We start from the raw sequence: 21,341 nt of genomic DNA on the forward strand, positions 1-21,341 counted from the left end.
GGACTGATCCAGGCCGGCATCGCCCGGATTTTACGCGACGTCGGGCAATCGACCTTCATCGCGGCGATCTGGGGAAAAATCGGCACCGCTGCGTCAGGCACAAGCGGATCGTCAGCGCCGCTCGCCGACAAAGCCGCGTAGCTCACCCAGATCCGCCCTCATCGTTCCGGTCACGTGGCGCCAATCCGGCGCCACGCAGAAGAAATGTCGCCTGGAAACTACAGTACAAGAGGGATGCCTATGGCAAAGCCGATGACGACAAGCGAGGTGATTGCCCACGGGTCTGACGGCATGCCTGCCGGAGCGCCGTTTCGCGGCGGTGCAAAGTCTACCGCGGGTATGAGTGGGTTGTGGGGATGAGCTACGCCGGAATGGGGAGAGGCTGACCTCTGAGCGTGAGCAAGATCCAAGCGAGAGCTACTCAAAGATATCGTGGGCTTTGCGAACGCCGGAGGGGGCGTCATTCTGATAGGGGTTGAAGAAGACCCGGCCACAAATGCCGCAACGAGCCTTGTCGGGGTCGAGTTGGAATCCGGCAAGGACCCAATGGAACGGTACGAGCGGACGATCATGTCTGGCATTGAACCGCGTCTTGTTGGCGTTTCAATTCGGTCTCTGCCTATTGGCACAAGTGGCAAATCTGTCGTAGCGATTGGCATCCCACCGAGCTTCAATCGCCCACATCGGGTTAAAGCCTGCAAGTCGGAACGTTGGACGATCCGCCATAACAGGGACACCATTGATATGACTTACGCTGAAATTCGTAGCGCCTTTATCGACGGAGCCAACGTTCAAAGCCGAGTTAGAAATATACAGAGCCAATGTTGTCAGAATATTCGACTTAATGGTGGTATACGTGGCGCTGGCGTTCTAGTAATTCAGGTTATACCCCTGTTTCCTGAATTTAATATGCTTGACGTTCAAAAGGCTTCGTCAAGTCGTGCGAGCTTCTTTCCTCCAGGCTTTAAGGGCGAAGATTACTTTTCACGTCCAAACTTTGAGGGATTCAGATCAGAGGTTCCGCTGAATCCACAAAACTCATTTCAACACTGGTGGGGGTGGTGCCAGCTATATAGGGATGGGACTGTTGAGGGAGTGACTGGCAACTATGTTAGCCTCAGCGGGCAGGATGGCGACCAGGGACGGCGATTGATTATCAACAATAGCCAACTGGAAAGTGACCTATTCGTGACTATCGAGGCATATATAGCTGGTTTAACTAGGTTGGACTTCAATCCCCCCTATGCTGTCGCGGCTAGCTTACTAGGTTTCGCTAACTCCTTTATGTCACACCAAACCAGAGATATTAGTCCCAATTCCCCGTCGCTATGTTTGAACCAGTGATTATCGAGGACGCTCCGTTAACAGAAACATGGCACGGTATCCTCCGGCCAATATTGGACCAGCTATGGAATGCGTATGGATTCGCGCGGTGCAATACTTTTGATATGGCAGCGGCAGGCGCCAAGCGGAGATAGGATAATAGAGCGCAGCTGAATCCGAACGTGACGCCTTAGACGCGGTTTCCACTATTACCTGTGGTTGTATAGTTTCGCTGGAAACGGCGCTCTCGCTTCCCATATCTGGGGGTCGGATATGGGAGAACATGTTGGATTTCAGACTTCTGGACCTGATTGCGGACCTCATCGTTGTGTGCGAACCACCACCGAAAGGCGGGCCGGGCCATCCGCGCAGCGAGATCGTGCGCGTGGTTGCTACCTTGCGCCGGTTCCTGCGTGAAGGCCTGCCGTGGCGCAGTCTGCGCGCCACCGTCGAGCAGGTCAGTGGCTCAACCCTGCGGCGGTTCCTCGCCTTCTGGGCCGAGAACGCGGTGCTGGCCAAGGTGCATGCGCTGCTGGTGGCGATGCTGCGGGGCAATCCCACTCTGATCCTGGACAGTTGCTCGGTACGGGCCAAGCGGGGCGGCGATCTGGTCGGTCCCAACCCGACAGACCGCGCCAAGATGGGCAGCAAGTATCACATCGCCATCAATGGCGATGGCGTGCCAGTGGCTTGTCGGGTCACCGCCGCCAACGTGCCCGATACGCTGCTCTTCGAGCGGCTGTTCATGGCTGCCTTGGGTGTCATGGCGCGCATCCGCAATGCCTATGCCGACAAAGGCTATGATGCCGAGCGGCACCGTGAGCTCTGCCGTGCCTGCAAGGTCAGACCGTTCATCCACAAGCGCGGACGCCCGCACGGCTCGGGCCTGGGCCGATACCGCTGGCCGGTCGAGCGCACGCTCAGTTGGTTGTTGGAGAACAAGCGCCTCGGCCTGCGCTACGACCGCTGCGACTTCATCATTCAGTCACTGCTCCAGGCCGGATGCATATTTCTGGTTGCAACCAGGCTGGCTCGGGAATTGTGAAAACCGCGTCTTAGTGTCTGTCCGAGAAGGAAGCCAATGAAATCAAGGGGCTAACCCAGCGTTGGTGGCGGAACGGTCTCGAAAGTAGTGGCTGTTTCCGCCGATGAACGACACCGCGCCGTCCGTAACTAATTGGAAGATAAGGGAAAGTTCTCGGACAGACACTTACCAGATGGCGGCTCAGGCAAGGTTCCAGGGGCAGAAACCCCCCGGTAACCCCGGCTACGGCTGCGAACGGTCCGGCCAAAAGTTTTCGTCCGTGATTTGCGCCAACGTCCAGGGACACACGTCCGGAAAGCTCTTCTCCGGAAGTTCGGTTTCTACCGCCGCCTCGCCCCAGGCGGCACGATAGGCACGCACGACGGCCTCGGGGAACCTGGCTTTTAGGCTGGGATTGTCGGCCAAGTGGTCAACCAGAGCGTCGCGCTGATTGCGGATTGTCACTGTCCAACGCACCCCGCGACGCTCTGGCTGGAACTGCCATTTCAACAGGTGCATCAGCAATACTTGCAGGCGGCTGACCAACTCGCGCTTTTCGGCCCTGCCCATGCTTTCGATTTCCTCGGCGATGTGCGCGATGTCCGCTTGCGCCAGATTGCCGGCGCGCAACAACCGAGCCTGCTCGTTGGCCCAGGCGTAGAAGTCCTCATCGTAGATGGTGTTGCTCATACTGCCTTATCCCACGATCCGGCCGGGGTGTCATACGGCGGCAGCTTCCTGTCATCGGTGACCCACCAAAGCAGGACGTGAGTGTCCAACAAAAGGCGCATGGGAGGCCGGCGCTATTCGCCCATCTCCTCGTCGCTCCACGGTTCGTAGAACGCGTCGGGGATCGTCAGCAGATCGCGCAAGGCCCCGCGTCCCGGGCGTGGTCCGGCCGCATCGTCCGCCTTTTCCGAGCCGGAGGGAACGAGGCGCAATGTGCGGGTGCCGACGGCGATAAAGACATCCTCTCCATCAAGGGCTTTCCTGGCGAGGGAGGGGAGGTCGCGTTGTGCCTGCTGTAACGCCAAGGTGATCATGTTGCCAAGGTAGCAGATTTCCCTAGCGCCCGCCACTTTCCTGAAAGTCATCCTACGCCCGGGCCGACCGGGACTACCCCCGCAACGCTGAACCGGTGAGGCACGCATGGCAACCCGGGCACCTGAACCGCTTACGTCGCCCACAAGCAAGCCAACTCTGCCATGGCCGTCCCCCGCGTTTCCAAGGGAATATCGCCGCCTGCCGCGAATCGTCGAGGAAGCCGACGCCGCCGCCCCGGAACTGCCACGCTTCCTGGGTGATGCTCTGGCCAACCCGAACGGCTGGGCGATGGCCCGCGGTGACCGGAACTCCTGACCATCGTCGTTCGGTCGGCCCATTTGGCGGATTCCGGGCGCGGAAACCCGGATGGCCCGGGCTACGACAGCCGGCGATCCGGCCAGACGCCCGGGTCCATGACTTGCTCGAAGGGCCACGGGCAGATCGCCGGAAAAGCGCTGGCATCGAGGCCGGTTTCACTGGCAGCAGCCAAGCCGCCATCCTGTCATCACCCCCTCGGCCGCAGGTCCACGATCCGCTTCGCCTTGCCCTGCGACCGTTCCACCCCGCCCGGATCGACCACCCGCACGCCGACCGTGACGCCGATGACGGACTTGATGTGATGCGCCAGCTCGCGCGCGCCCAGCGTCCGCTGCGCCGCCTCGGTTGCGTGTGGCCGCGCCTCGACCACGACCGTCATGGCGTCCATGCGCTCATGGTGGGTCAGTTCGAGCTGGAAATGCGGCGACAGGCCGCCGCACTTCGCGATCTGCTCCTCGACCTGGGACGGAAACAGGTTCACCCCGCGCAGGATAATCATGTCGTCCGAGCGCCCGGTGATCTTCTCCATCCGCCGCATGCTGCGCGCCGTGCCCGGCAGCAGCCGCGACAGATCGCGCGTCCGGTAGCGGATGACCGGCATCGCCTCCTTCGTCAGCGAGGTGAACACCAGTTCGCCCGGCTCGCCGTCCGGCAGGACCTTGCCCGTCCCGGGATCGATGATCTCGGGGTAGAAGTGGTCCTCCCAGACATGCGGCCCGTCCTTGGTCTCGACGCATTCGCACGAAACGCCGGGGCCAATGATCTCGGACAGGCCGTAGAGGTCGACGGCGTGGATGTCGAACCCCTGCTCGATTTCGGCGCGGATGGCGTTGGTCCATGGCTCGGCGCCGAACAGCCCGAGTTGCAGGCTGCAGTCGCGCGGATCGACGTTCGCGCGGCGGAATTCGTCGAGGATCGCCAGCATGTAGGACGGCGTCGCCATCATGATCTCGGGCCTGAAGTCGTGGATCAGCTGGACCTGCCGCTCGGTCATGCCGCCCGAGACCGGGATGGTGGCGCAGCCCAGCCGCTCGGCGCCGTAGTGCGCGCCCAGGCCGCCGGTGAACAGGCCGTAGCCGTAGGCAATGTGGACCTTCATGCCCCGCCGCCCGCCGGCGGCGCGGATCGAGCGCGCCATCACGCCGGCCCAGACGTCGAGGTCCCCCTGCGTGTAGGCCACCACGGTCGGCTTGCCGGTGGTGCCGGATGAGGCGTGGATGCGCGCGAGCCGGTCGTGCGGCACCGCGACCATGCCGAAGGGGTAGGTGTCGCGCAGGTCCGCCTTGGTGGTGAACGGGAACTTCGACAGGTCGCTCAGGCTGCGGCAGTCGTCGGGATGCACCCCGGCGGCTGCGAATTTGGCGCGGGTGTGGGGGATGTTGTCATAGGCGTGCCGGAGGGTGCGCTGCAGCCGGACGAGCTGAAGCGCCGCGATTTCGTCGCGCGAGGCGAGTTCGATGTCCTCGAGTTCGCTCCTGTCGGGCGCCAGATCGAGCATGGGTGGTCCTGTCGGTTTGATGTCAGAAGAACGAGCCGGGCGCGGCGCGGGTGCGGCTGCGGCGTTCGGCGATCGCTGTCGGTGCCCGGGCGTCGTCGGCGCCAGGGGCGGGAACGGGCGGCGCAGGCGGCCGCGGCTGCTGGCGTCGGCGCGCCGCGGCCGGCCGACGCATCGGTGGCCGGCGCCGATAGGTGACACGGTTGCATCGAACTCCCCTTTCGCCGCGCGGGTCCGGACAGGGCCATGCACGCCTGTGTTATCATATCAGACCGAACCGGTGCCCGCTAGCAGCCGCGTCGCCGGGGGGTGTCCGTTGCTCCGGGGGCTGCGGCGGGCGTGTCCCCCAACCGTCGTGGCCCGGACGAGCCGCACAGGCGCCAATCTGGAGAGACCGGGCCGGGTCCATTGCCTCACCGTCAGGGCCGAGTCCGTTGCTTCTCCGTCATGGCCGGGCGTGTCCCGACCATCTACCCCCCACCCTCGAAATGCGTATGGTCGGGACACGCCCTACCGCATGCACACATTCTGGAAACAACGGCAGGACCAGGCGCTCGCCGGGTGCCTGGGAACGGAGGCGCCTGGTCACGGATGCGCGTTTGGCTGAGAAGCAACTGGCCGAGTAGGCACTGGACCGCATCGTCGTGGCGTGATCCGCACGTCTGGCGTGAGGCGTCGTGCCGACCGGGATGGGGCGGGGGCGGGTTTGCCACCGCAATCAAGCGGACACGGAGTTGCACGGTGTTCGCACGGAGTTGCGCAGAGTCTTCCGGGGCGGCCGCACCATGATCGCCTCCTTGGCGGCGTCCGATCATTTGACGCGCTTTGCGCGACGCGCATGATCAACCGTCTCTGCGGAACTCCGTGCAAACCCCGTGCAACTCGGTGTTCGCTTGATTGCCGCCGGTGAAACCAGCACCGGCCATGACAGTGTGAGCCACAGCTGCAGCGGACCGTTTCCGAAACCTGTGCATCCCGTAGGGACACCCCCGGCCATGACGAGGGGGCGACGACCGCGCTCTGTCCCCCCGGAAGTTACAGCAGACCGCAGGTTGGTTGAGACACGGCGACGACGCACCTCACTCGTCATGGCCGGGCATGTCCCTACGGGATGCACACATCTCGGAAACGGTCCGCCGCGGCGTTTCCCTTTCGTCATGGCCCGGCTTGTCCGGGCCACCTGTCGCGGCACAAGTGCTGGAATAGGTGGCCCGGACAAGCCGGGCCATGACGATGGTGGAACGCTCTTGGCGCCCAGGCAAGCACTTGATTTTACGGTCATTTCCGACTCGTTTCCAGGATGTGTGCATTGCGTAGGGACACGCCCGGCGATGACGATGAAGACAGGTCGTCTGCGTCCCAACTAACCTGCGGTCTGCTGTAGCGCCGATGCGGACAAGCCAGGCCATGACTATGGCGACGCCCAAAAATAAGCGCTCCAATTCAACGGAGCGACATCCTCGCCAATGGCATGCTGAACAGTGCTGCGGTGGAGCGCTTATTTTTGGGCGTCGCCTATGAAGAGGCGCCGCCTGTGTCCCAGCTTACCCGCGGCCTGCTTCAGCCGAAATGAACCGCCAGCCAGACGGTCGGTTCATCCGCCGCCGTCCACGTCACCCGATGGACGCGATGGGCCGGGATCAGCACATGGTCGCCGGGACGCAGCGCCCGCTCGCCGTCCCCGTCGATCCAGAGGCCGGCCGAACCGCGCAGCAGCAGGACCCATTCGTCGTGATCCTGGTCGAACGGCGCGTCAACTGGCGTGGACTGACCATGGGAAACGATTCGCTCGATCCGGACGCCCGGCCGCGACAGCAGGTCCGTGAACACCTCGTCCTCCGCCGGGGCGGGAAGATCGGCAAGAAGATTGCTCATCCGGCCTGCTCCCGGCGACGCCGCAAACCCGCCGGCGTTCCCCTACCGCAGCCCAGCGTTGATTTTCGCCAGCGCGGCGGAGCCGGGAACCAGGGCATCCTCCTGTAGGCCATTCAGCGGCTGGGCGGATGTTTTCAGATGCAAGTGCAGGTCCTGAGGATTCGGATCGATGAACAGCAGGCCGGTGACGATCTCCCCGGCCGCCTGCCGCTCCTGCATATAGGTCATCGCGGCGATCCGGTCGTTCACGTCGTAGTCCGAGTCCAGCTTGCGGAACCGCAGCATCGACCCGTCATGCTGCGTAATCGTCTGCACCGTGCCCGGCTCGTACTCCGCGGTGATCTCCGGCTTCGTCGTGATGAAGTCCAGGTAATTCACCGCGCTGTTATGCTCCCGGACATAATCGAAGCTCTTGGTCGATCCCTCGTGATTGTTGAACGCGACGCAGGGCGAGATGCAGTCGATGAACGCCGCCCCCGGGTGCTTCAGCGCCGCCTCGATCAGCGGCACAAGCTGCGCCTTGTCGCCGGAGAAACTGCGCGCAACGAACGTCGCGCCCAGCTGCAGCGCCATGCCAACCAGGTTGATCGGCTCGTCGTTGTTGGGCGCCCCCCGCTTGGACTTCGCCCCCTTGTCCGACGTCGCGGAGAACTGGCCCTTGGTCAGCCCGTAAACGCCGTTGTTCTCCACGATATACACCATGTTGACCCCGCGCCGGAGCGCGTGCGCGAACTGCCCGAGGCCGATGGACGCGCTGTCGCCGTCGCCCGAAACACCCAGGTAGATCAGGTCGCGATTGGCCAGGTTCGCCCCGGTCAGCACCGACGGCATCCGCCCGTGCACCGAGTTGAAGCCATGCGAAGCCCCCAGGAAATACGTCGGAGTCTTCGACGAACAGCCGATGCCGGACAGCTTGGCGATGCGATGCGGCGGCAGCTCCAGCTCGAAGCACGCCCGCACGATGGCCGCGCTGATCGAGTCGTGCCCGCATCCCGCGCACAGCGTCGAAATCGTCCCTTCGTAGTCGCGGCGGGTGTATCCGAGGCTGTTCTTCTGCAGATCCGGATGATGCAGCTTCGGCTTGGCCATGAACGTCATGATGCAACCTTCCCAACCCGGCTCGCGATCTCGTCTGCAATGAAACGAGCGCTGATCGGCGTGCCGTCATAGTGCAGTATTCTGGTAAGCTTCTTCGGATCGATCTCGAGCTCGTTGATCAGCAACGACCGCAACTGGCCGTCACGGTTCTGCTCGATGACGAACACCTGGTCGTGCGAGTCGATGAACGAGGCCACCTCGTCGCCAAACGGAAATCCCCGCACCCGCAGCAGGTCCAGGCTCAGGCCGTTGTCCTGTAGCAACGCATCCGCCTCGGTCATCGCCGGACTGGTCGAGCCGAAATAAATCGCGCCCAGCGGCGTCGGCGTTTCCGATTGCCGGCACACCGCGGACGGCACCAGCGACCGGGCGGTGTTGTGCTTGCGCAGCAGGCGCTCCATGTTGTCGCGGTAATCGACGCCTTCCTCGGAGTATCGCGCCATGCGGTTCTTCGAGGTGCCGCGGGTGAAGAACGCCCCCTTGGTCGGATGCGTGCCGGGCAATGTGCGATAGGGAATGCCGTCGCCGTCCACGTCCAGGTAGCGGCCGAACAGCTTGCCCGCCTCCAGCTCCGCGGCGGTCATGACCTTGCCGCGGTCGAACCGGCGGCTGTCGTCCCAGCTGAAAGGTTTCGACAGCCGTTCGTTCATGCCGATCTCCAGGTCCAGCATGACGAAAATCGGCGTCTGCAGTCGATCTGCCAGGTCGAAGGCGAGCGCGCCGAATTCGAAACATTCATACGGGTCTTCGGGGAACAGCAGCACATGCTTGGTGTCCCCGTGCGAGGCATAGGCGCAGATGGTGATGTCCGCCTGCTGCGTCCGCGTCGGCATGCCGGTGGACGGCCCGGCCCGCTGCACGTCGAAGATCACCGCTGGAATCTCGGCGAAATACGCCAGGCCGATGAACTCCTGCATCAGCGAAATGCCCGGCCCCGACGTCGACGTGAACGCCCGCGCGCCGTTCCACGCCGCGCCGATGACCATGCCGATCGACGCCAGCTCGTCCTCGGCCTGGACGATGGCGAAGTTGTTCGTGCCGGTCGCCTTGTCCACCCGCATCCGGCCGCAGTGCCGGGCAAATCCTTCAGCCAGCGACGAGGACGGCGTGATCGGATACCAGGCGCACACCGTCGCCCCGCCATACACGGCGCCCAGGGCGGCGGCGTCGTTCCCGGTGGTGAATATCCGGTCGCCGACGGAATCCGCGTGGCGCAGCGTCAGGCCGATGGGGCAGTCCAGGTTTTCCCTGGCCCAGTCGCGGCCCATCTCCAGCGCCTGGATGTTGGCGGCGATCAGCTTGTCGCGGCCCTTGAACTGCTCGGCCAGCAACTGCCTGATGACGTCAGGGTCCAGCTCGATCAGCGCCGACAACGCGCCCAGGCCGACGATGTTCTTGAACAGCTGCCGCTGGCGCGGGTCGGTGTAGGCGGTGTTGGTGATCTCGGTCAGCGGCACGCCGATCACCACGATATCAGAACGGAATTTTTCCTCCGGCAGCGATTTCGTGTTGTCGTAGAACAGGTAGCCGCCTGGCTCGATGGAGCCGATGTCCTTGTCCCAGGTCTGCGGGTTCATCGCCACCAGCAGGTCCACGCCGCCGCCGCGGGCGCCGATGTGGCCGGCCTCGGAGATCCGCACCTCATACCACGTCGGCAGGCCCTGGATGTTGGACGGGAAGATGTTGCGCGGCGTCGCCGCCACGCCCATCCGCAGCACCGCCTTGGCGAACAAGGCATTGGCGCTTGCCGAACCCGATCCGTTGACATTGGCGAACTTGACGACGAAGTCGTTGACGCGCCGGAGGCCCCCGACGCGATCTAGCTGCTGCAACATGCTTTTTCCGCCTGCGCCACATCGATCAGGAAGCGCTGCATATCCCACGCGCCGGTTGGGCACCGCTCGGCGCACAGCCCGCAATGCAGGCACACATCCTCGTCCTTCGCCATGATCCGGCCTGTCTTCAGCGGCGCGGAAACAAGCAGGGCCTGGCCGAGGTTATGCGCCGGCGCGTTCAGCCGGGTGCGCAGTTCCGCTTCCGGTCCGTTCTGGGTGAAGGTGATGCAATCCACCGGGCAAATGTCGACGCAGGCGTCGCATTCGATACACAGCTTGTCGGTGAACATCGTCTGGACGTCGCAGTTGAGGCAGCGCTGCGCCTCGGCGAACGCGGTCTTGATGTCGAAGCCCAGTTCGACCTCGGAATTGATGTCCTGCAAGGCCGCGAACTTGTCGCGGTGCGGCACCTTGAACCGCAGGTCGATGGAGATGCCGTTGTCATAGCTCCACTCGTGGATCCCCATCTTCTGGCTCGCCAGCGTCACCATCGGCGGCGGCCGTTCGGCCACGTTCATTCCCTGGCAGAACTGATGGATCGAGATCGCCGCCTGGTGGCCGTGCGCCACCGCCCAGATGATGTTCTTCGGCCCGAACGCCGCATCGCCGCCGAAGAACACCCGCTTCTCGGTGGACTGGAAGGTGGTTTCATCCACAACCGGCATGCTGCGGTCGTCAAACGCCAGGCCGATGTCCCGCTCGATCCAGGGGAAGGCGTTCTCCTGCCCGACTGCGACCAGCACGTCGTCGCACTCGAAAAACACCTCCGGCTCCCCGGTCGGCACCAGCTTGCGGCGGTTCTGCGCGTCATAGACGGCCTGCACCTTCTCGAAGGTCATGCCGTACAGCCGGCCGTTGTCGTGCCTGAACTCCTTCGGCACCAGGTAGTTGAGGATGGGAATGTCCTCGTTCATGGCGTCCTGCTTTTCCCAGGGCGACGCCTTCATCTCCTCAAAGCCGGAACGGACGATCACCTTCACGTCCCGCCCGCCCAGGCGCCGGGCCGAGCGGCAGCAGTCCATCGCCGTGTTGCCGCCGCCCAGCACGATCACCCGCTGGCCGACATGGCGGATATGGCCGAACGAAACCGAGGCCAGCCAGTCGATGCCGATATGGATGTTGGCCGCCGCCTCCTGCCGCCCCGGCAGCTTCAGGTCGCGCCCGCGCGGCGCGCCGGAGCCGACGAACACCGCGTCGTAGCCTTCGTCCAGCAGCGCCTTCAGGCTGTCCACCCGCTGGCCCAGCCGCATCTCCGGGCCCATGGCGGCGATGTAGCCCACTTCCTCATCGATGACTTCTTCCGGCAGCCGGAACTTCGGGATCTGGCTGCGGATCATGCCGCCGGCTCGCCGATCGGCGTCGTAGATGACGAGATGGTAGCCCAGAGGGGCAAGGTCGCGCGCCACCGTCAACGAAGCGGGGCCGGCGCCGATCAGGGCGATCTTCTTGCCGTTCTGCGTTGTCGGCTTGCCAGGCATGCGCGCGCTGACGTCGCCTTTGTAATCCGCGGCGACGCGCTTCAGGCGGCAGATGGCAACGGGTTCTTCTTCCACCCGCCCGCGGCGGCAGGCCGGCTCGCACGGGCGGTCGCAGGTTCGGCCGAGGATGCCGGGGAAGACGTTGGATTTCCAGTTCACCATGAAGGCGTCGGCGTAGCGGCCCGCGGCGATCAGACGGATATATTCGGGGACGGGCGTGTGGGCGGGACAGGCCCACTGGCAATCGACGACTTTGTGAAAGTAGTCGGGATCCTCGACGTCGGTAGCCTGCAACTTGGACTCCTGTTCCTCCGGCGCAGGCGGACCCTTATCCTGATCCTGCACCACACCTTGATAGTTGGTGTGATGCCGCGGACGGTGTTCGTCAAGTCACAGTAGGTGCACGCGCGGCGAACGGCAACCACGACGGTGTTACAGGGATGAAGTGAAACCGCACGGGCTGCCAGGCGCCGCCTGCAACGGCCGCCCGCCGCGCGAGTTCCGGTGAGGCGCGCCGACGCCCGTCGGCGGCGTGGAAAGGAGAGAACAGAATGTATATCGCGCGCTTTTCCTATGACCTGCTGCCCAGCAACCGCCAGCGGGGCATCGAGTTCATCCGCCGCGAGGTGAAGGCGGCCCGCGAGAAGGGCCTGGCGGCGAAACTGCTGGTTCCCGTCACGCGGGCGCAAGGCGGCCATGCGCTGCAGTTTGAGCTGGAGCTGAAAAGCCTCGACCAGCTGGACCAGTTCCGCCAGAGTGGGGTCGGCTCCAACGAGGGCACCGGCCAGTGGATGCATGCCTTCAGCGAGGTCCTGCTGGCGCCTCCGGCGGTGGAAATCCTGCGCATTGACGACGGCGCGTAAAGGCTCTGAACTGGCAGGCTGATCCGCCCGCGGCGGACGAACAGGGAGAACCAAGGATGGCCGACACCGAGCTTGCGCCGAACCTGCCCCAATGGATGAAGGACCACGCCGAGCGCTACCTGTCGAGCGGCGGCACGGACGGCCACATTTACACGCTGTCCCGCCCCGGCGCGCCGGAGATCACCGTCCCGTCGCTGCTGCTGACCACGGCCGGGCGGAAGTCGGGGCAGCGCTACCTGTTCCCGCTGTTCTATGGCCGCACCGGCGGCAGCTACTTCGTCATTGCCTCCAAGGGCGGCGCGCCGGAGCACCCCGGCTGGTACCGCAACATCCTGGCCAACCCGGAGGTCGTGATCCAGGTGGGCACCGAGACGATGCCGGCGAAAGCGCGGACCGCCACGGGCGAGGAGCGGGCGCGGCTGTGGCAGCAGGCGGTGGAATTCTTCCCGCCCTACGCCGACTACAAGGTCAAGGCGGGCGAGCGGGAGATTCCGGTCGTGGTGCTCGACCCCGTCCGCTGAGCCACTGATCGCCAGTCCCGGCCGATCGGCCTGGCGGGAGGAGGTGCGTAGCGGGATCGTGCGTGCCAAAGTACGGCAACGGCGGCGCAAGGTCGTCGCCCTGTCGTTATGACCGGGACACGCCCGGCCATGACGGAGGGGCAACGGACCTTGATACACGCCTGCGGAACCGCCGTCAGTGGCTCGGCGTGGTCGAGAACGGCGTCAGCTGCAGTTCGTGCGTCCAGCAGGAGCGGTCCTGGGTGTGCAGGTAGAAGAACGCCTCGGCGATCTTCACCGGGTTCATCGCCAGGTCGGGCTGCTGGCGGATCTTCGGCAGCGCCCTGGTGCCGGGCGAGTCGATGGTGCCGTCGATCACCACGTTGGCGACGTGCACGCCATGTTCCGAATATTCCTCGGTCAGCACCTGCGCCAGCGCCCGCATCATGACCCGGGGGTAATAGACCGACTCCCCGGCCATCCGCTTGCGCCCGCGCAGCGACTTGGAATTATTGGAGAATAATAACGACCCACCGCCCCGCCGGCGCATGATCGGCAGCACCTCCCGGGCGACCAGGAACGGCCCGCGGCAGGCGATGTGCAGCGCGGTGTCGAACATCGCCACCGGGATGTATTCCAGCAGTTCCTGGCCGGGCGGCAGGTCGCGGCCTTCCAGGTAGCCGGCGTTGTACACCAGCACCTCGGGATCGCCGGCCTCGCGGCGGATGGTGGCGAACGCCGCGGCGATCGAGTCCTGCGAGACCAGGTCCAGCTCGACGATCATGCAGTCCCCGCCCTGCGCCCGGATCGCCTCTGCCAGCGCCGAGGCGTTGGCCGCGGCGCGGGTGGTCAGTACCGTGAAGAAACCTTCCTGCGCGAACTTCTGCGCAATGGCGCCGCCGACGCCCCAGCGCACGCCGGCGGGCAGGTCGCCGTCGTCCAGCGTCCGGCCGTGCGCCAGCCGAGTGTTGCGGCCGTCCGACTGCCATTTCGAGGTCGCGCCGACGATGACGGCGACCGGTTTCGTGCCGGGGGTCCGGTTCATTGTTTTGCCTCCTTGTTCATCGGGCCGCTGCGGTCCCAGCCCCACCAGGCGCACAGCGCGTCGCCCATGACCAGCCGCCTGTCGGCCTCGATAAGCCACGGCAGTTCCTCGGTGAACATCGTCACGCACTGGCGCCAGGAGCATGGCATCTTGGTGATGTCGGTGCCCCAGAACATGCGCTGCGGACCGAGCGCGTCGAAGATCCGCCGAAGCCAGGGGTGCATCGTCCGGAACGGGTAGGCCTCGCTTGAATAACCCGGCGCGCCGGTCGCCTTCACCGCGACGTTGGGGAATTTCGCCAGCGCGAGGAGCGCCGGCATGTGGGTCATGGCGTCGGCGTCCTTGCGCGTCTCGAAGCCGCCGCGGCCGCCCAGGTGGTCGATCGTCAGCCGCAGCCCGGGATGGCGCCCGGCGATCCGGCCGATGTCCGGCAGCGAGTCGGTGGCCAGCAGGGCGACCGGGACGCCGGCTTTCTCGGCCTCGGCCCACAGCCAGTCGAGCGTGCCGTCCGCCAGCCATTGCCGTGCCGGCCCGTGCAGGAACGAGTAGCGCAGGCCGAGCATGCCGGGTTGCCGCCGCCAGGTTGCGATTTGCCCACGGGAGTCCGGGCGGTCGAGCGGCAGCGCGCCCATGATGGCGAAGCGGTTCGGATAGTCGCGGACGGCGGCGAACGCCAGGCCGGTCGATCCGGGGTCCCAGCCCGGCGGGTGGATCACCGCGGCGTCGACGCCGCCTTCGTCCATCAGCGCGATGGCCTCGGCCGCGGTGAAGGCGGTGACCTGGCGGTGCGCATTGTTGCTGGGCAGGCCGGTGCCCCACAGGTGGATCTGGGCGTCGACGATCTGCACTGGACATTCTCCCTGCTTTGATTGCCGCCGATGCTACAGCAGACCACGGGCAGGTTGGGAGAGGGTGGCGGCGTTCCTGCATCGTCGCGGTGGGCGCCGGTCCCATTGGCGTTAAAATAGGGCTGGCTGTTGCCTCCTCGTCATGGCCCGGCTTGTCCGGGCCACCTATTCCAGCACTGTGCCGCGACAGGTGGCCCGGACAAGCCCCTACGGGATGCACACATCTCGGAAACGGTCCGCCGCTGCGTTTCCCTTTCGTCATGGCCCGGCTTGTCCGGGCCACCTATTCCAGCACGTGTGCCGCGACAGGTGGCCCGGACGAGCCGGGCCATGACGATGGGGGAACGCTCTCGGCCGTCGGCCGTGAGGCAAGCACTTGATTTTACGGTCATTTCCGACTCGTTTCCGGGATGTGTGCATCCCGTAGGGACAAGCCGGGCCATGACGGAATGGCAAGCATCGTGCCGCCGCCACGCTATTTTAACGCCAATGGGGCGCCGGTCCGCCATCCAAGCCTTGTTGGACGTGGCGGAAGGCCGTCGGCCGTTTGCCGTGGCCGTGATCGGCAGGGTCCGGGGGATGGAGGCTGGCGCCGCGGCGGGTGGTGGAGGCGTTATCCGGAACGGTCCGTGTTCGTTCATGCTTTCGGGATTTTTACAGATTTGGCCTGCATTATCTTGGCCATGATGAACAAGGCACCGGTGATCAACGCACAGCCATCGCGGCCGCAGGCTGCCCCGATTCCTTCTCTGCGTGCTCTGCGCTCCGCTCGGCGATCTCTGCGTTGTAAAAGGCGGTGCCGCCACAAAGAGAGGCGTTGCCGGTGAGCCGCCCTATCTCCAACGCCGGCGGCGCCCCGGCCACCGCGATTCAACGCAGAGCGCGCAGAGCGGGGCGCAGAGTACGCAGGGAAGGGTTTCAGGCTGCCTGCGGCCGCGATGGCTCGAACGCGGCCGGGCTGTTCCTGTTGCGGCTCGCCCCGCCGGTCGCCTGGCGAACGGCCTGCGCCGCTTCATCGCCGGATTCGTTCACACCGCTTCGCGGCCCTTCGTGATCCTCCGCTTTCTCCGTGTTGAAACCGTTAGCCAATCCAGGCTCCGCCGGCGCTGTGACGGTCTCATGGGTCCCTGCCCGCACCCGACCGCTGAAGCAGCACCGCGAGCATCGCCTGCGCGTCCTTGATCATCGACTCCTGATACCGGTAGAACATCTCGTTCCCCATCGGCGTGACCAGCGAACGGGCCTGTGCCTCGCAGCGGGCACGCAGCGCCTCCAGGTCCCGCAACAGGTCTTCCGCCGCGTTCCGATCCTGCGGCGTCCGGACGACCGCCGTCGCGAGGCTGGCGCAGGTCCGCAGGTGGCGGGCGGCGTGGCCGAAGCGGCCGGCGCGGTTCTGCGCCAGGGTGTCGTCGATCATCGCCCGCAGCAACAGCGTCGCCGCCAGCGGGTAGCGGCCGGCAAGCGCCTCCGCCGCCTGGGTCACGCTGTCATAGAGATTGCCGTCCAGCTCCCCGGCGCGGGCGATGGCCAGCCGGGCGGCCCGGTCGAGCGCGGGCCACGACACCAGGAACAGGATCGCCCGCGTCACGCTGCCATACCGTTCCACATGGGAAAGCGCACGCTGCTCGGCCTCGAAATCATCGACGTCCGGCAGCCGTTGCAGGTAGTCCCGCAGATGCCGGAGGGACAAATGACGCTCGAAGCACGACCAGCGCGCGGCCTGCGCCTCCTCGCCGCGTCCCAGCGCCTCCAGCACGGCGATCCGCGCATCGTCCCATTCGTAATCGGGTTCGATCTCCTTCCATTCGAACTGCGGCGGCCTGTGTCGCCTCGATGGCCTGCCAGGCTTCCTCGCCCCGGCCCGCCGCCAGCAAGCCGGTGCGCGATCGCGGCGGCGATCCGGGGCGCCTTGCGGGACGCTGCGTCGTGCCGGGCGACGAAGGTATCGACGTCTCCCCGGGCGTCGGCAATCGTCTGCAGCGCCCGCCGGGCGGCGCGGCCACGGACCTGCCCGGCCCGCGCGCCGCCATCAATCGGCTGGTCCATCGCCCAGGCGGCAAGCTGCCGATCCTTTGGCGCCGCCTCTGCCGACAGCGCGGCCATGCGCTGCTTCACGTGCGCCAGCGCTGCGGGCCCGAGCGCGGCCTGTGTCGCCTCGATCAGGCTGTCGAACTGCCCGTAGCCGTTCTCCAGCAAAGCCCGGTACACCGCATCCGCGAGCTGCCCGGGGTCGGGCCGGTCCGCCAGGGCAATGGCGCCGATGTCCTCGACCGCCCTCCGGAACAGGCCGGCGATCGCCCCGCTGGCGTCCATGGACCGTTGCAGCACCGGATTCGCCAGCTCCAGGAACCGCCACATCAGGTCCAGTCCGACCGCGGGCGTGCGCGGCGCCACCTGCTCGACGATGAGCCGGCGTTGCGCCTCCAGGTCGTCCACCACCGCCTTGCAGTTCTCCCAGTCCACGAAGGAGCGCGCGCCGGCGATCGTTGCCAGGCGCTTGCGGATCTGCCGCACCAGCTCGGACGGGCTTTCCGCGCCCGCCAGTTCCATGCGCAGGCGGCGCCGGATCACCGTGTCGCTCTCGCTGACCTCCATCAGCAGCGCGGCCAGGCGCGCGGCGCCGAGCGCCTCCAGGTTGCCGGCGGTCAGGGTTGTCTTCGAGGCCATCGCGGCACCAACGTCTCACACTGTTATCGCTTAATGGAAGACCCGCCCCGCGTCGATCACCACCGTCTGCCCGGTCATCGTTTCGGTACGGCACATCGTGACCACCATGTCGGCGCAGTCGTCCTTGTCGGCGGCTTTCTGCAGCAGCGAACCGGCGGCGGAACGCTCGATCTGCTCCGGCCGCAGGTTGGCGGTCGCGCGGGTGCCTTCCAGCAGCCCCGGCGCGACGCAGTTCACCAGCGTTTCCGGCGCCAGGGCCACCGCCATGCAGCGCGTCAGGTGGATCAGCCCCGCCTTCGACACCGCATAGGCAATCGACGAGCCCGTCGGTGACAGCCCCGCGACCGAGGCGACGTTGACGATGCGGCCGCGCCGCTGCGCCTTCATCACCGGCGCCACCGCCTTGGTCAGCCGCATCGGCCCGGTCAGGTTCACCGCCATGATCCGGTCCCACACCTCCTGCGTCAGCCCATCCATATCGGCGAACGGGATCGATTTGTTGTAGGCGGCGTCGTTGACCAGGATGTCGATCCGGCTGAAGTGCCGCGCCACGCCGTCGACCAGGCGCTCCACCGAGGCGGCGTCGGTGACGTCGCAGGGGAAGGCGGCGGCGTTGACCTGGTGGCGGGCGGTCAGGTCGCGCGCCACGCCCTCGGCCTGCTCGCGGCTCTGGGCGTAGACCACGGCAACGTGCGCCCCCTGCTTTGCCAGCGCGTGGCAGATGCGCTGCCCGAGCCCGCCGTTGCCGCCCGTCACCAGGGCCACCGCGCCTGTGAGTTCCATGAGCGTCCTCCCGTTGCTGCGCGTTCCGGCGCGGAGTTTGTGCCCCGGGCGGCAAAGCAGGCAAGCTGTCGCCGGAAAAGCATGACGCCCCCGGGGGGCGCTATTAGCAACAAAAACGGGACAGAGGCATGAACGCATCCACGACACCGCCCCGGCGCGACACCGTCACCGTCCGGCAGGCCACGCTGGACCTGCTGCGGTCGCTGGACATGACCACGGTGTTCGGCAACCCGGGATCGACCGAGTTGCCGTTCCTCGGCGGCTGGCCGAACGATTTCCGCTACGTGCTGGGGCTGCAGGAGGCCTCGGTCGTCGCCATGGCCGACGGCTACGCGCGCGCCACCGGCCGGGCCGCGCTGTGCAACCTGCACTCGGCGGCGGGGGTGGGGCACGCGCTGGGCAACATCTTCAACGCCTGCCGCAACCAGGCGCCGGTGGTGATCACCGCCGGGCAGCAGGCGCGCAGTCTGCTGCCGCTGCGGCCATTCCTGGGTGCGGCGGACGCCGCCAGTTTCCCGAAGCCCTACGTGAAATGGAGCAGCGAGCCGGCGCGCGCCGAGGACGTGCCGGGGGCGCTGGCGCACGCCGCGCACGTCGCCATGCAGCCGCCGCGGGGGCCAACCTTCGTGTCGATCCCGGTGGATGACTGGGCCGTGCAGACCACGCCAATGACGCCGCGCGCGGTCAGCCGGCGCATCGCCCCCGACCCGGCGCTGGTCGAGACCGCAGCCCGCGCGCTGGATGCCGCGCAGCGGCCGGTGCTGGTCATCGGCCCGGAGGTGGACCAGGACGGCGCCGGCGACGCCGCGGTCGCGCTGGCCGAGCGCCTGCGCGCGCCGGTCTGGACCGCGCCGTTCTCCTGCCGCCTGGGCTTCCTCGAGGACCATCCTTTGTTCGCCGGCTTCCTGGCCGCGGCGCCGGACGCGGTGTCGGACGCGCTGATGGGTTACGATTGCATCCTGGTGCTGGGCGCGCCGGTGTTCACCTTCCACGTCGCCGGCGATTGTCCGCTGTTCCGCAGCGCCATTCCGCTGTTCCAGGTCAGCGCCGACGCCGACGCGATCGCCTGTGCCGGCATGGGCACGGGCATCATCGGCAGCCTGGACCTGGCCGTGCCGGCGCTGGCCGCGCGGGTGCATCCGGTGACGGGCCGCGCGCTGCCGCCGCCTCGTCCCCGCCCGGCGCCGCCGGCGGCAAGTGAGCCGATGGCGGCGGACTACCTGATGCACACGCTGTCGCAGGTCCTGCCGGACGATGCCGTGTTGGTCGAGGAAGCGCCGTCGCACCGCCCGGCAATGCAGGCGCACCTGCCGATGCGGCGCTGGGGCAGCTTCTACACCATGGCGAGCGGCGGCCTGGGCTACTCGCTGCCCGCCAGCGTCGGGGTGGCGCTGGCGCAGCCGCGGCGGCCGGTGGTGTGCCTGATTGGCGACGGCTCGATGATGTATTCGGTGCAGGCGCTGTGGACGGCGGTGCAGCACCGGCTGAAGGTTGTGGTGGTGGTGATCAACAACGGCGGCTACGGCGCCATGCGCTCGTTCAGCCGGGTGATGCGGGTGCGGAACGTGCCGGGGATCGAGCTGCCCGGGCTGGACTTCGTCGGGCTGGCGGCCAGCATGGGCTGTCCGGGCGTGCGGGTCAGAGCGCCGGAGGAACTGGCCGATGGGCTGCGCGCCGCGTTCCGGGCGGAGGGGCCGCGGCTGGTGGAGGTCGTTGTCGATGCGGCGATTCCGCATTTGTATAGCGAGGCCTGAACCCGGATGTTGAGGCCTGAACCCGGATGCGCCGCGAATCCGTTGACTGGAGCAGGTCCTGGTTGGCTGGAACCCGGTGCTGGGAGCTGCCCGTGGTCATTGGTCTGTTGTATTGAATGGGCCGGCCTGGTGCTGGCGCTGAAGGGGCGTGGCCGTGGTTTGCGGGGAGAGGTGGGGTCTGGGCAGGTGCCTCGGTGGCTGGGACAGCGTGGCTGATGGGGTATATCTGTTCGCACAGAGAATGAACTGAGAACCGCGGAGGGCCACAGGGGATCAGGGGGATATCGGCGATCCTGTGCGGACCCGGCCAGGGGTCCATCGATCCTGTCAGGGAGTGGCGGTGGATGTTGCGCGTCCGGACCACATGACGGTGCGGCCAGGGGGGGTGCGCCCCTGTCATGGCCGGTGCCCGCGGCGGCCGACAAATGGTTCACCACAGAGACACAGAGCCACAGAGATCAGATTCGCCGCGCTGCCGACAGCTTCGTTGCAATCTCTGTGGCTCTGTGTCTCTGTAGGTGGACCAAGCGGATTTTCCGCCAGCACGACACCGCCGATCGGCCGCCGACGCCGCAGCTCGTTGCTGCGTGGCCGCAACCTTGCCGCCCGGGCGGCGGCACACGCGCCTCCACGGGCGGTCGCTGCCGATCCGGCGCGGTCGTCTCAACCGATCCGCAGTTTGCTGTAACCTCCTGTGAAATGTACCGTTGGTCTTTAGGATCGTGCCGGAATCCGATTGATTTTCAGGCCCTCACCAGGAAAATGCGGACCCACGGGCGTCGATAGTGGCGCGAAGCAATGTCTACGCTCATCGGGCCAGTGACTGGATCTGCAATCGTTTGCGAGGTGTATGAATTCGGCAGCGACACGCTATATCATAACGATAAAGTAGCCATCGCGCCACCTTTCGCATTCGTGGTGCCGGCGCGCCGGCTGGCCGGCTTTGTGGTTACGTGATCGAACCATGCCGCCGCGCGCCCGCTTCCACCGGCCCTCCATCAACCGAACCGCAGGCAGTGCCACACCGCGCCGGCGGAATGACGCAGTCACAATCCTCCTGCAATCCCCGGGTTATGCGCGCGATCGCAGCATCAAGGCCGTTGTTCGTCCTCACTGGCCGGTTTCATGGCACATGACACGTTCCGCTCCGGGCCGGAGCCCGGGATGACAGGGGAGCACGGCGCCGCTGCCGGCCACCTTCCCTCGCTGGACGCAATTCCGCCGACGGACGACGTCATCCTCGTCAACGGACCGGACCGCTGGAGCCAGGGGATTCGCACTTCGAAAGTCCTTGACACGCGATTTGGACTTGCCCGACGCGGGCATGATCGACTCTTTGGCTGAGGGTGAGCACCACGATTGCGGGAGGCCCCCTTGGATCAGTTCATCGC

The 21,341-nt window shown here is 66.1% G+C and carries 16 protein-coding genes and 2 pseudogenes; 5 read left to right on the forward strand and 13 right to left on the reverse strand.

Going from position 1 to position 21,341, the window contains the following annotated elements:
* Positions 1 to 420: 420 nt before the first annotated feature.
* Positions 421 to 1,344 (forward strand): annotated as a pseudogene (locus tag CCS01_RS36285) (AlbA family DNA-binding domain-containing protein); the annotation flags it as partial.
* 262 nt (positions 1,345 to 1,606) lie between these two features.
* Complete coding sequence (locus CCS01_RS30735; protein ID WP_104522814.1) at positions 1,607 to 2,368, forward strand: IS5 family transposase; 762 nt, start codon at positions 1,607 to 1,609, stop codon at positions 2,366 to 2,368.
* Between the two features lie 222 nt (positions 2,369 to 2,590).
* Here the strand turns inward: CCS01_RS30735 and CCS01_RS30740 are convergent, their stop codons facing one another.
* From CCS01_RS30740 to CCS01_RS30770, 8 genes are all read right to left on the reverse strand, one after another.
* Positions 2,591 to 3,037: a DUF29 domain-containing protein gene (locus CCS01_RS30740; protein ID WP_104522816.1), complete on the reverse strand. Its 447-nt coding sequence runs from the start codon at positions 3,035 to 3,037 to the stop codon at positions 2,591 to 2,593.
* Between the two features lie 113 nt (positions 3,038 to 3,150).
* Positions 3,151 to 3,441, reverse strand: coding sequence for a hypothetical protein (locus tag CCS01_RS30745; RefSeq protein ID WP_146102052.1), 291 nt, complete (start codon positions 3,439 to 3,441; stop codon positions 3,151 to 3,153).
* A gap of 326 nt (positions 3,442 to 3,767) precedes the next feature.
* On the reverse strand, positions 3,768 to 3,881 hold the full coding sequence (locus CCS01_RS35575) for a DUF29 domain-containing protein (RefSeq protein ID WP_146102053.1): 114 nt from the start codon (positions 3,879 to 3,881) through the stop codon (positions 3,768 to 3,770).
* A gap of 15 nt (positions 3,882 to 3,896) precedes the next feature.
* Complete coding sequence (gene paaK / locus CCS01_RS30750) at positions 3,897 to 5,207, reverse strand: phenylacetate--CoA ligase PaaK (RefSeq protein WP_104522820.1); 1,311 nt, start codon at positions 5,205 to 5,207, stop codon at positions 3,897 to 3,899.
* A gap of 1,557 nt (positions 5,208 to 6,764) precedes the next feature.
* Positions 6,765 to 7,079, reverse strand: a complete 315-nt coding sequence (locus CCS01_RS30755; protein ID WP_104522822.1) for a cupin domain-containing protein — start codon at positions 7,077 to 7,079, stop codon at positions 6,765 to 6,767.
* A 42-nt stretch (positions 7,080 to 7,121) separates the two neighbouring features.
* Positions 7,122 to 8,177 (reverse strand): 2-oxoacid:ferredoxin oxidoreductase subunit beta, encoded by a 1,056-nt coding sequence (locus CCS01_RS30760; protein ID WP_104522824.1) that lies wholly within the window; start codon positions 8,175 to 8,177, stop codon positions 7,122 to 7,124.
* Positions 8,174 to 10,012 (reverse strand): 2-oxoacid:acceptor oxidoreductase subunit alpha, encoded by a 1,839-nt coding sequence (locus tag CCS01_RS30765; protein ID WP_104522826.1) that lies wholly within the window; start codon positions 10,010 to 10,012, stop codon positions 8,174 to 8,176. Before CCS01_RS30765 ends, CCS01_RS30760 begins: the two co-directional genes overlap by 4 nt.
* Positions 9,997 to 11,784 carry an FAD-dependent oxidoreductase gene (locus tag CCS01_RS30770; protein WP_104522843.1) on the reverse strand — a complete coding sequence of 596 codons (1,788 nt, stop codon included), beginning with the start codon at positions 11,782 to 11,784 and terminating at the stop codon, positions 9,997 to 9,999. Before CCS01_RS30770 ends, CCS01_RS30765 begins: the two co-directional genes overlap by 16 nt.
* Positions 11,785 to 12,041: 257 nt before the next feature.
* Here CCS01_RS30770 and CCS01_RS30775 point away from each other — a divergent pair, with 257 nt between their 5' ends.
* Positions 12,042 to 12,353: a hypothetical protein gene (locus tag CCS01_RS30775; protein WP_104522828.1), complete on the forward strand. Its 312-nt coding sequence runs from the start codon at positions 12,042 to 12,044 to the stop codon at positions 12,351 to 12,353.
* A 56-nt stretch (positions 12,354 to 12,409) separates the two neighbouring features.
* Entirely contained in the window at positions 12,410 to 12,874 is a 465-nt protein-coding gene (locus tag CCS01_RS30780; RefSeq protein WP_104522830.1) for a nitroreductase family deazaflavin-dependent oxidoreductase, read from the forward strand.
* A gap of 175 nt (positions 12,875 to 13,049) precedes the next feature.
* On the opposite strand, the gene CCS01_RS30785 is transcribed toward CCS01_RS30780, so the two are convergent.
* From CCS01_RS30785 to CCS01_RS30805, 5 genes and pseudogenes are all read right to left on the reverse strand, one after another.
* Positions 13,050 to 13,898 carry an SDR family oxidoreductase gene (locus CCS01_RS30785; protein WP_104522832.1) on the reverse strand — a complete coding sequence of 283 codons (849 nt, stop codon included), beginning with the start codon at positions 13,896 to 13,898 and terminating at the stop codon, positions 13,050 to 13,052.
* Entirely contained in the window at positions 13,895 to 14,746 is an 852-nt protein-coding gene (locus CCS01_RS30790) for an amidohydrolase family protein (RefSeq protein WP_104522834.1), read from the reverse strand. Before CCS01_RS30790 ends, CCS01_RS30785 begins: the two co-directional genes overlap by 4 nt.
* 1,117 nt (positions 14,747 to 15,863) lie before the next feature.
* On the reverse strand, positions 15,864 to 16,502 hold the full coding sequence (locus CCS01_RS30795; RefSeq protein WP_338050017.1) for a DUF6880 family protein: 639 nt from the start codon (positions 16,500 to 16,502) through the stop codon (positions 15,864 to 15,866).
* A gap of 116 nt (positions 16,503 to 16,618) precedes the next feature.
* Positions 16,619 to 17,413: pseudogene (locus tag CCS01_RS30800) on the reverse strand (DUF6880 family protein); the annotation flags it as partial.
* 30 nt (positions 17,414 to 17,443) lie between these two features.
* Positions 17,444 to 18,196: an SDR family NAD(P)-dependent oxidoreductase gene (locus tag CCS01_RS30805; RefSeq protein ID WP_158258702.1), complete on the reverse strand. Its 753-nt coding sequence runs from the start codon at positions 18,194 to 18,196 to the stop codon at positions 17,444 to 17,446.
* A 128-nt stretch (positions 18,197 to 18,324) separates the two neighbouring features.
* Here CCS01_RS30805 and mdlC point away from each other — a divergent pair, with 128 nt between their 5' ends.
* Positions 18,325 to 19,950 carry a benzoylformate decarboxylase gene (gene mdlC, locus CCS01_RS30810; RefSeq protein WP_104522841.1) on the forward strand — a complete coding sequence of 542 codons (1,626 nt, stop codon included), beginning with the start codon at positions 18,325 to 18,327 and terminating at the stop codon, positions 19,948 to 19,950.
* Positions 19,951 to 21,341 lie beyond the last annotated feature (1,391 nt).

This window comes from Rhodopila globiformis, from assembly GCF_002937115.1.
GTDB classification, from domain to species: domain Bacteria; phylum Pseudomonadota; class Alphaproteobacteria; order Acetobacterales; family Acetobacteraceae; genus Rhodopila; species Rhodopila globiformis.

What these genes read in the sequence shown, in the direction of transcription:
- CCS01_RS30735 (WP_104522814.1), top strand. Translation starts at nt 1,607, where the DNA reads ATGTTGGATTTCAGACTTCTGGACCTGATTGCGGACCTCATCGTTGTG.
- CCS01_RS30740 (WP_104522816.1), bottom strand. Translation starts at nt 3,037, where the DNA reads ATGAGCAACACCATCTACGATGAGGACTTCTACGCCTGGGCCAACGAG.
- CCS01_RS30745 (WP_146102052.1), bottom strand. Translation starts at nt 3,441, where the DNA reads ATGACTTTCAGGAAAGTGGCGGGCGCTAGGGAAATCTGCTACCTTGGC.
- paaK (WP_104522820.1), bottom strand. Translation starts at nt 5,207, where the DNA reads ATGCTCGATCTGGCGCCCGACAGGAGCGAACTCGAGGACATCGAACTC.
- CCS01_RS30755 (WP_104522822.1), bottom strand. Translation starts at nt 7,079, where the DNA reads ATGAGCAATCTTCTTGCCGATCTTCCCGCCCCGGCGGAGGACGAGGTG.
- CCS01_RS30760 (WP_104522824.1), bottom strand. Translation starts at nt 8,177, where the DNA reads ATGACGTTCATGGCCAAGCCGAAGCTGCATCATCCGGATCTGCAGAAG.
- CCS01_RS30765 (WP_104522826.1), bottom strand. Translation starts at nt 10,012, where the DNA reads ATGTTGCAGCAGCTAGATCGCGTCGGGGGCCTCCGGCGCGTCAACGAC.
- CCS01_RS30775 (WP_104522828.1), top strand. Translation starts at nt 12,042, where the DNA reads ATGTATATCGCGCGCTTTTCCTATGACCTGCTGCCCAGCAACCGCCAG.
- CCS01_RS30780 (WP_104522830.1), top strand. Translation starts at nt 12,410, where the DNA reads ATGGCCGACACCGAGCTTGCGCCGAACCTGCCCCAATGGATGAAGGAC.
- CCS01_RS30785 (WP_104522832.1), bottom strand. Translation starts at nt 13,898, where the DNA reads ATGAACCGGACCCCCGGCACGAAACCGGTCGCCGTCATCGTCGGCGCG.
- CCS01_RS30805 (WP_158258702.1), bottom strand. Translation starts at nt 18,196, where the DNA reads ATGGAACTCACAGGCGCGGTGGCCCTGGTGACGGGCGGCAACGGCGGG.
- mdlC (WP_104522841.1), top strand. Translation starts at nt 18,325, where the DNA reads ATGAACGCATCCACGACACCGCCCCGGCGCGACACCGTCACCGTCCGG.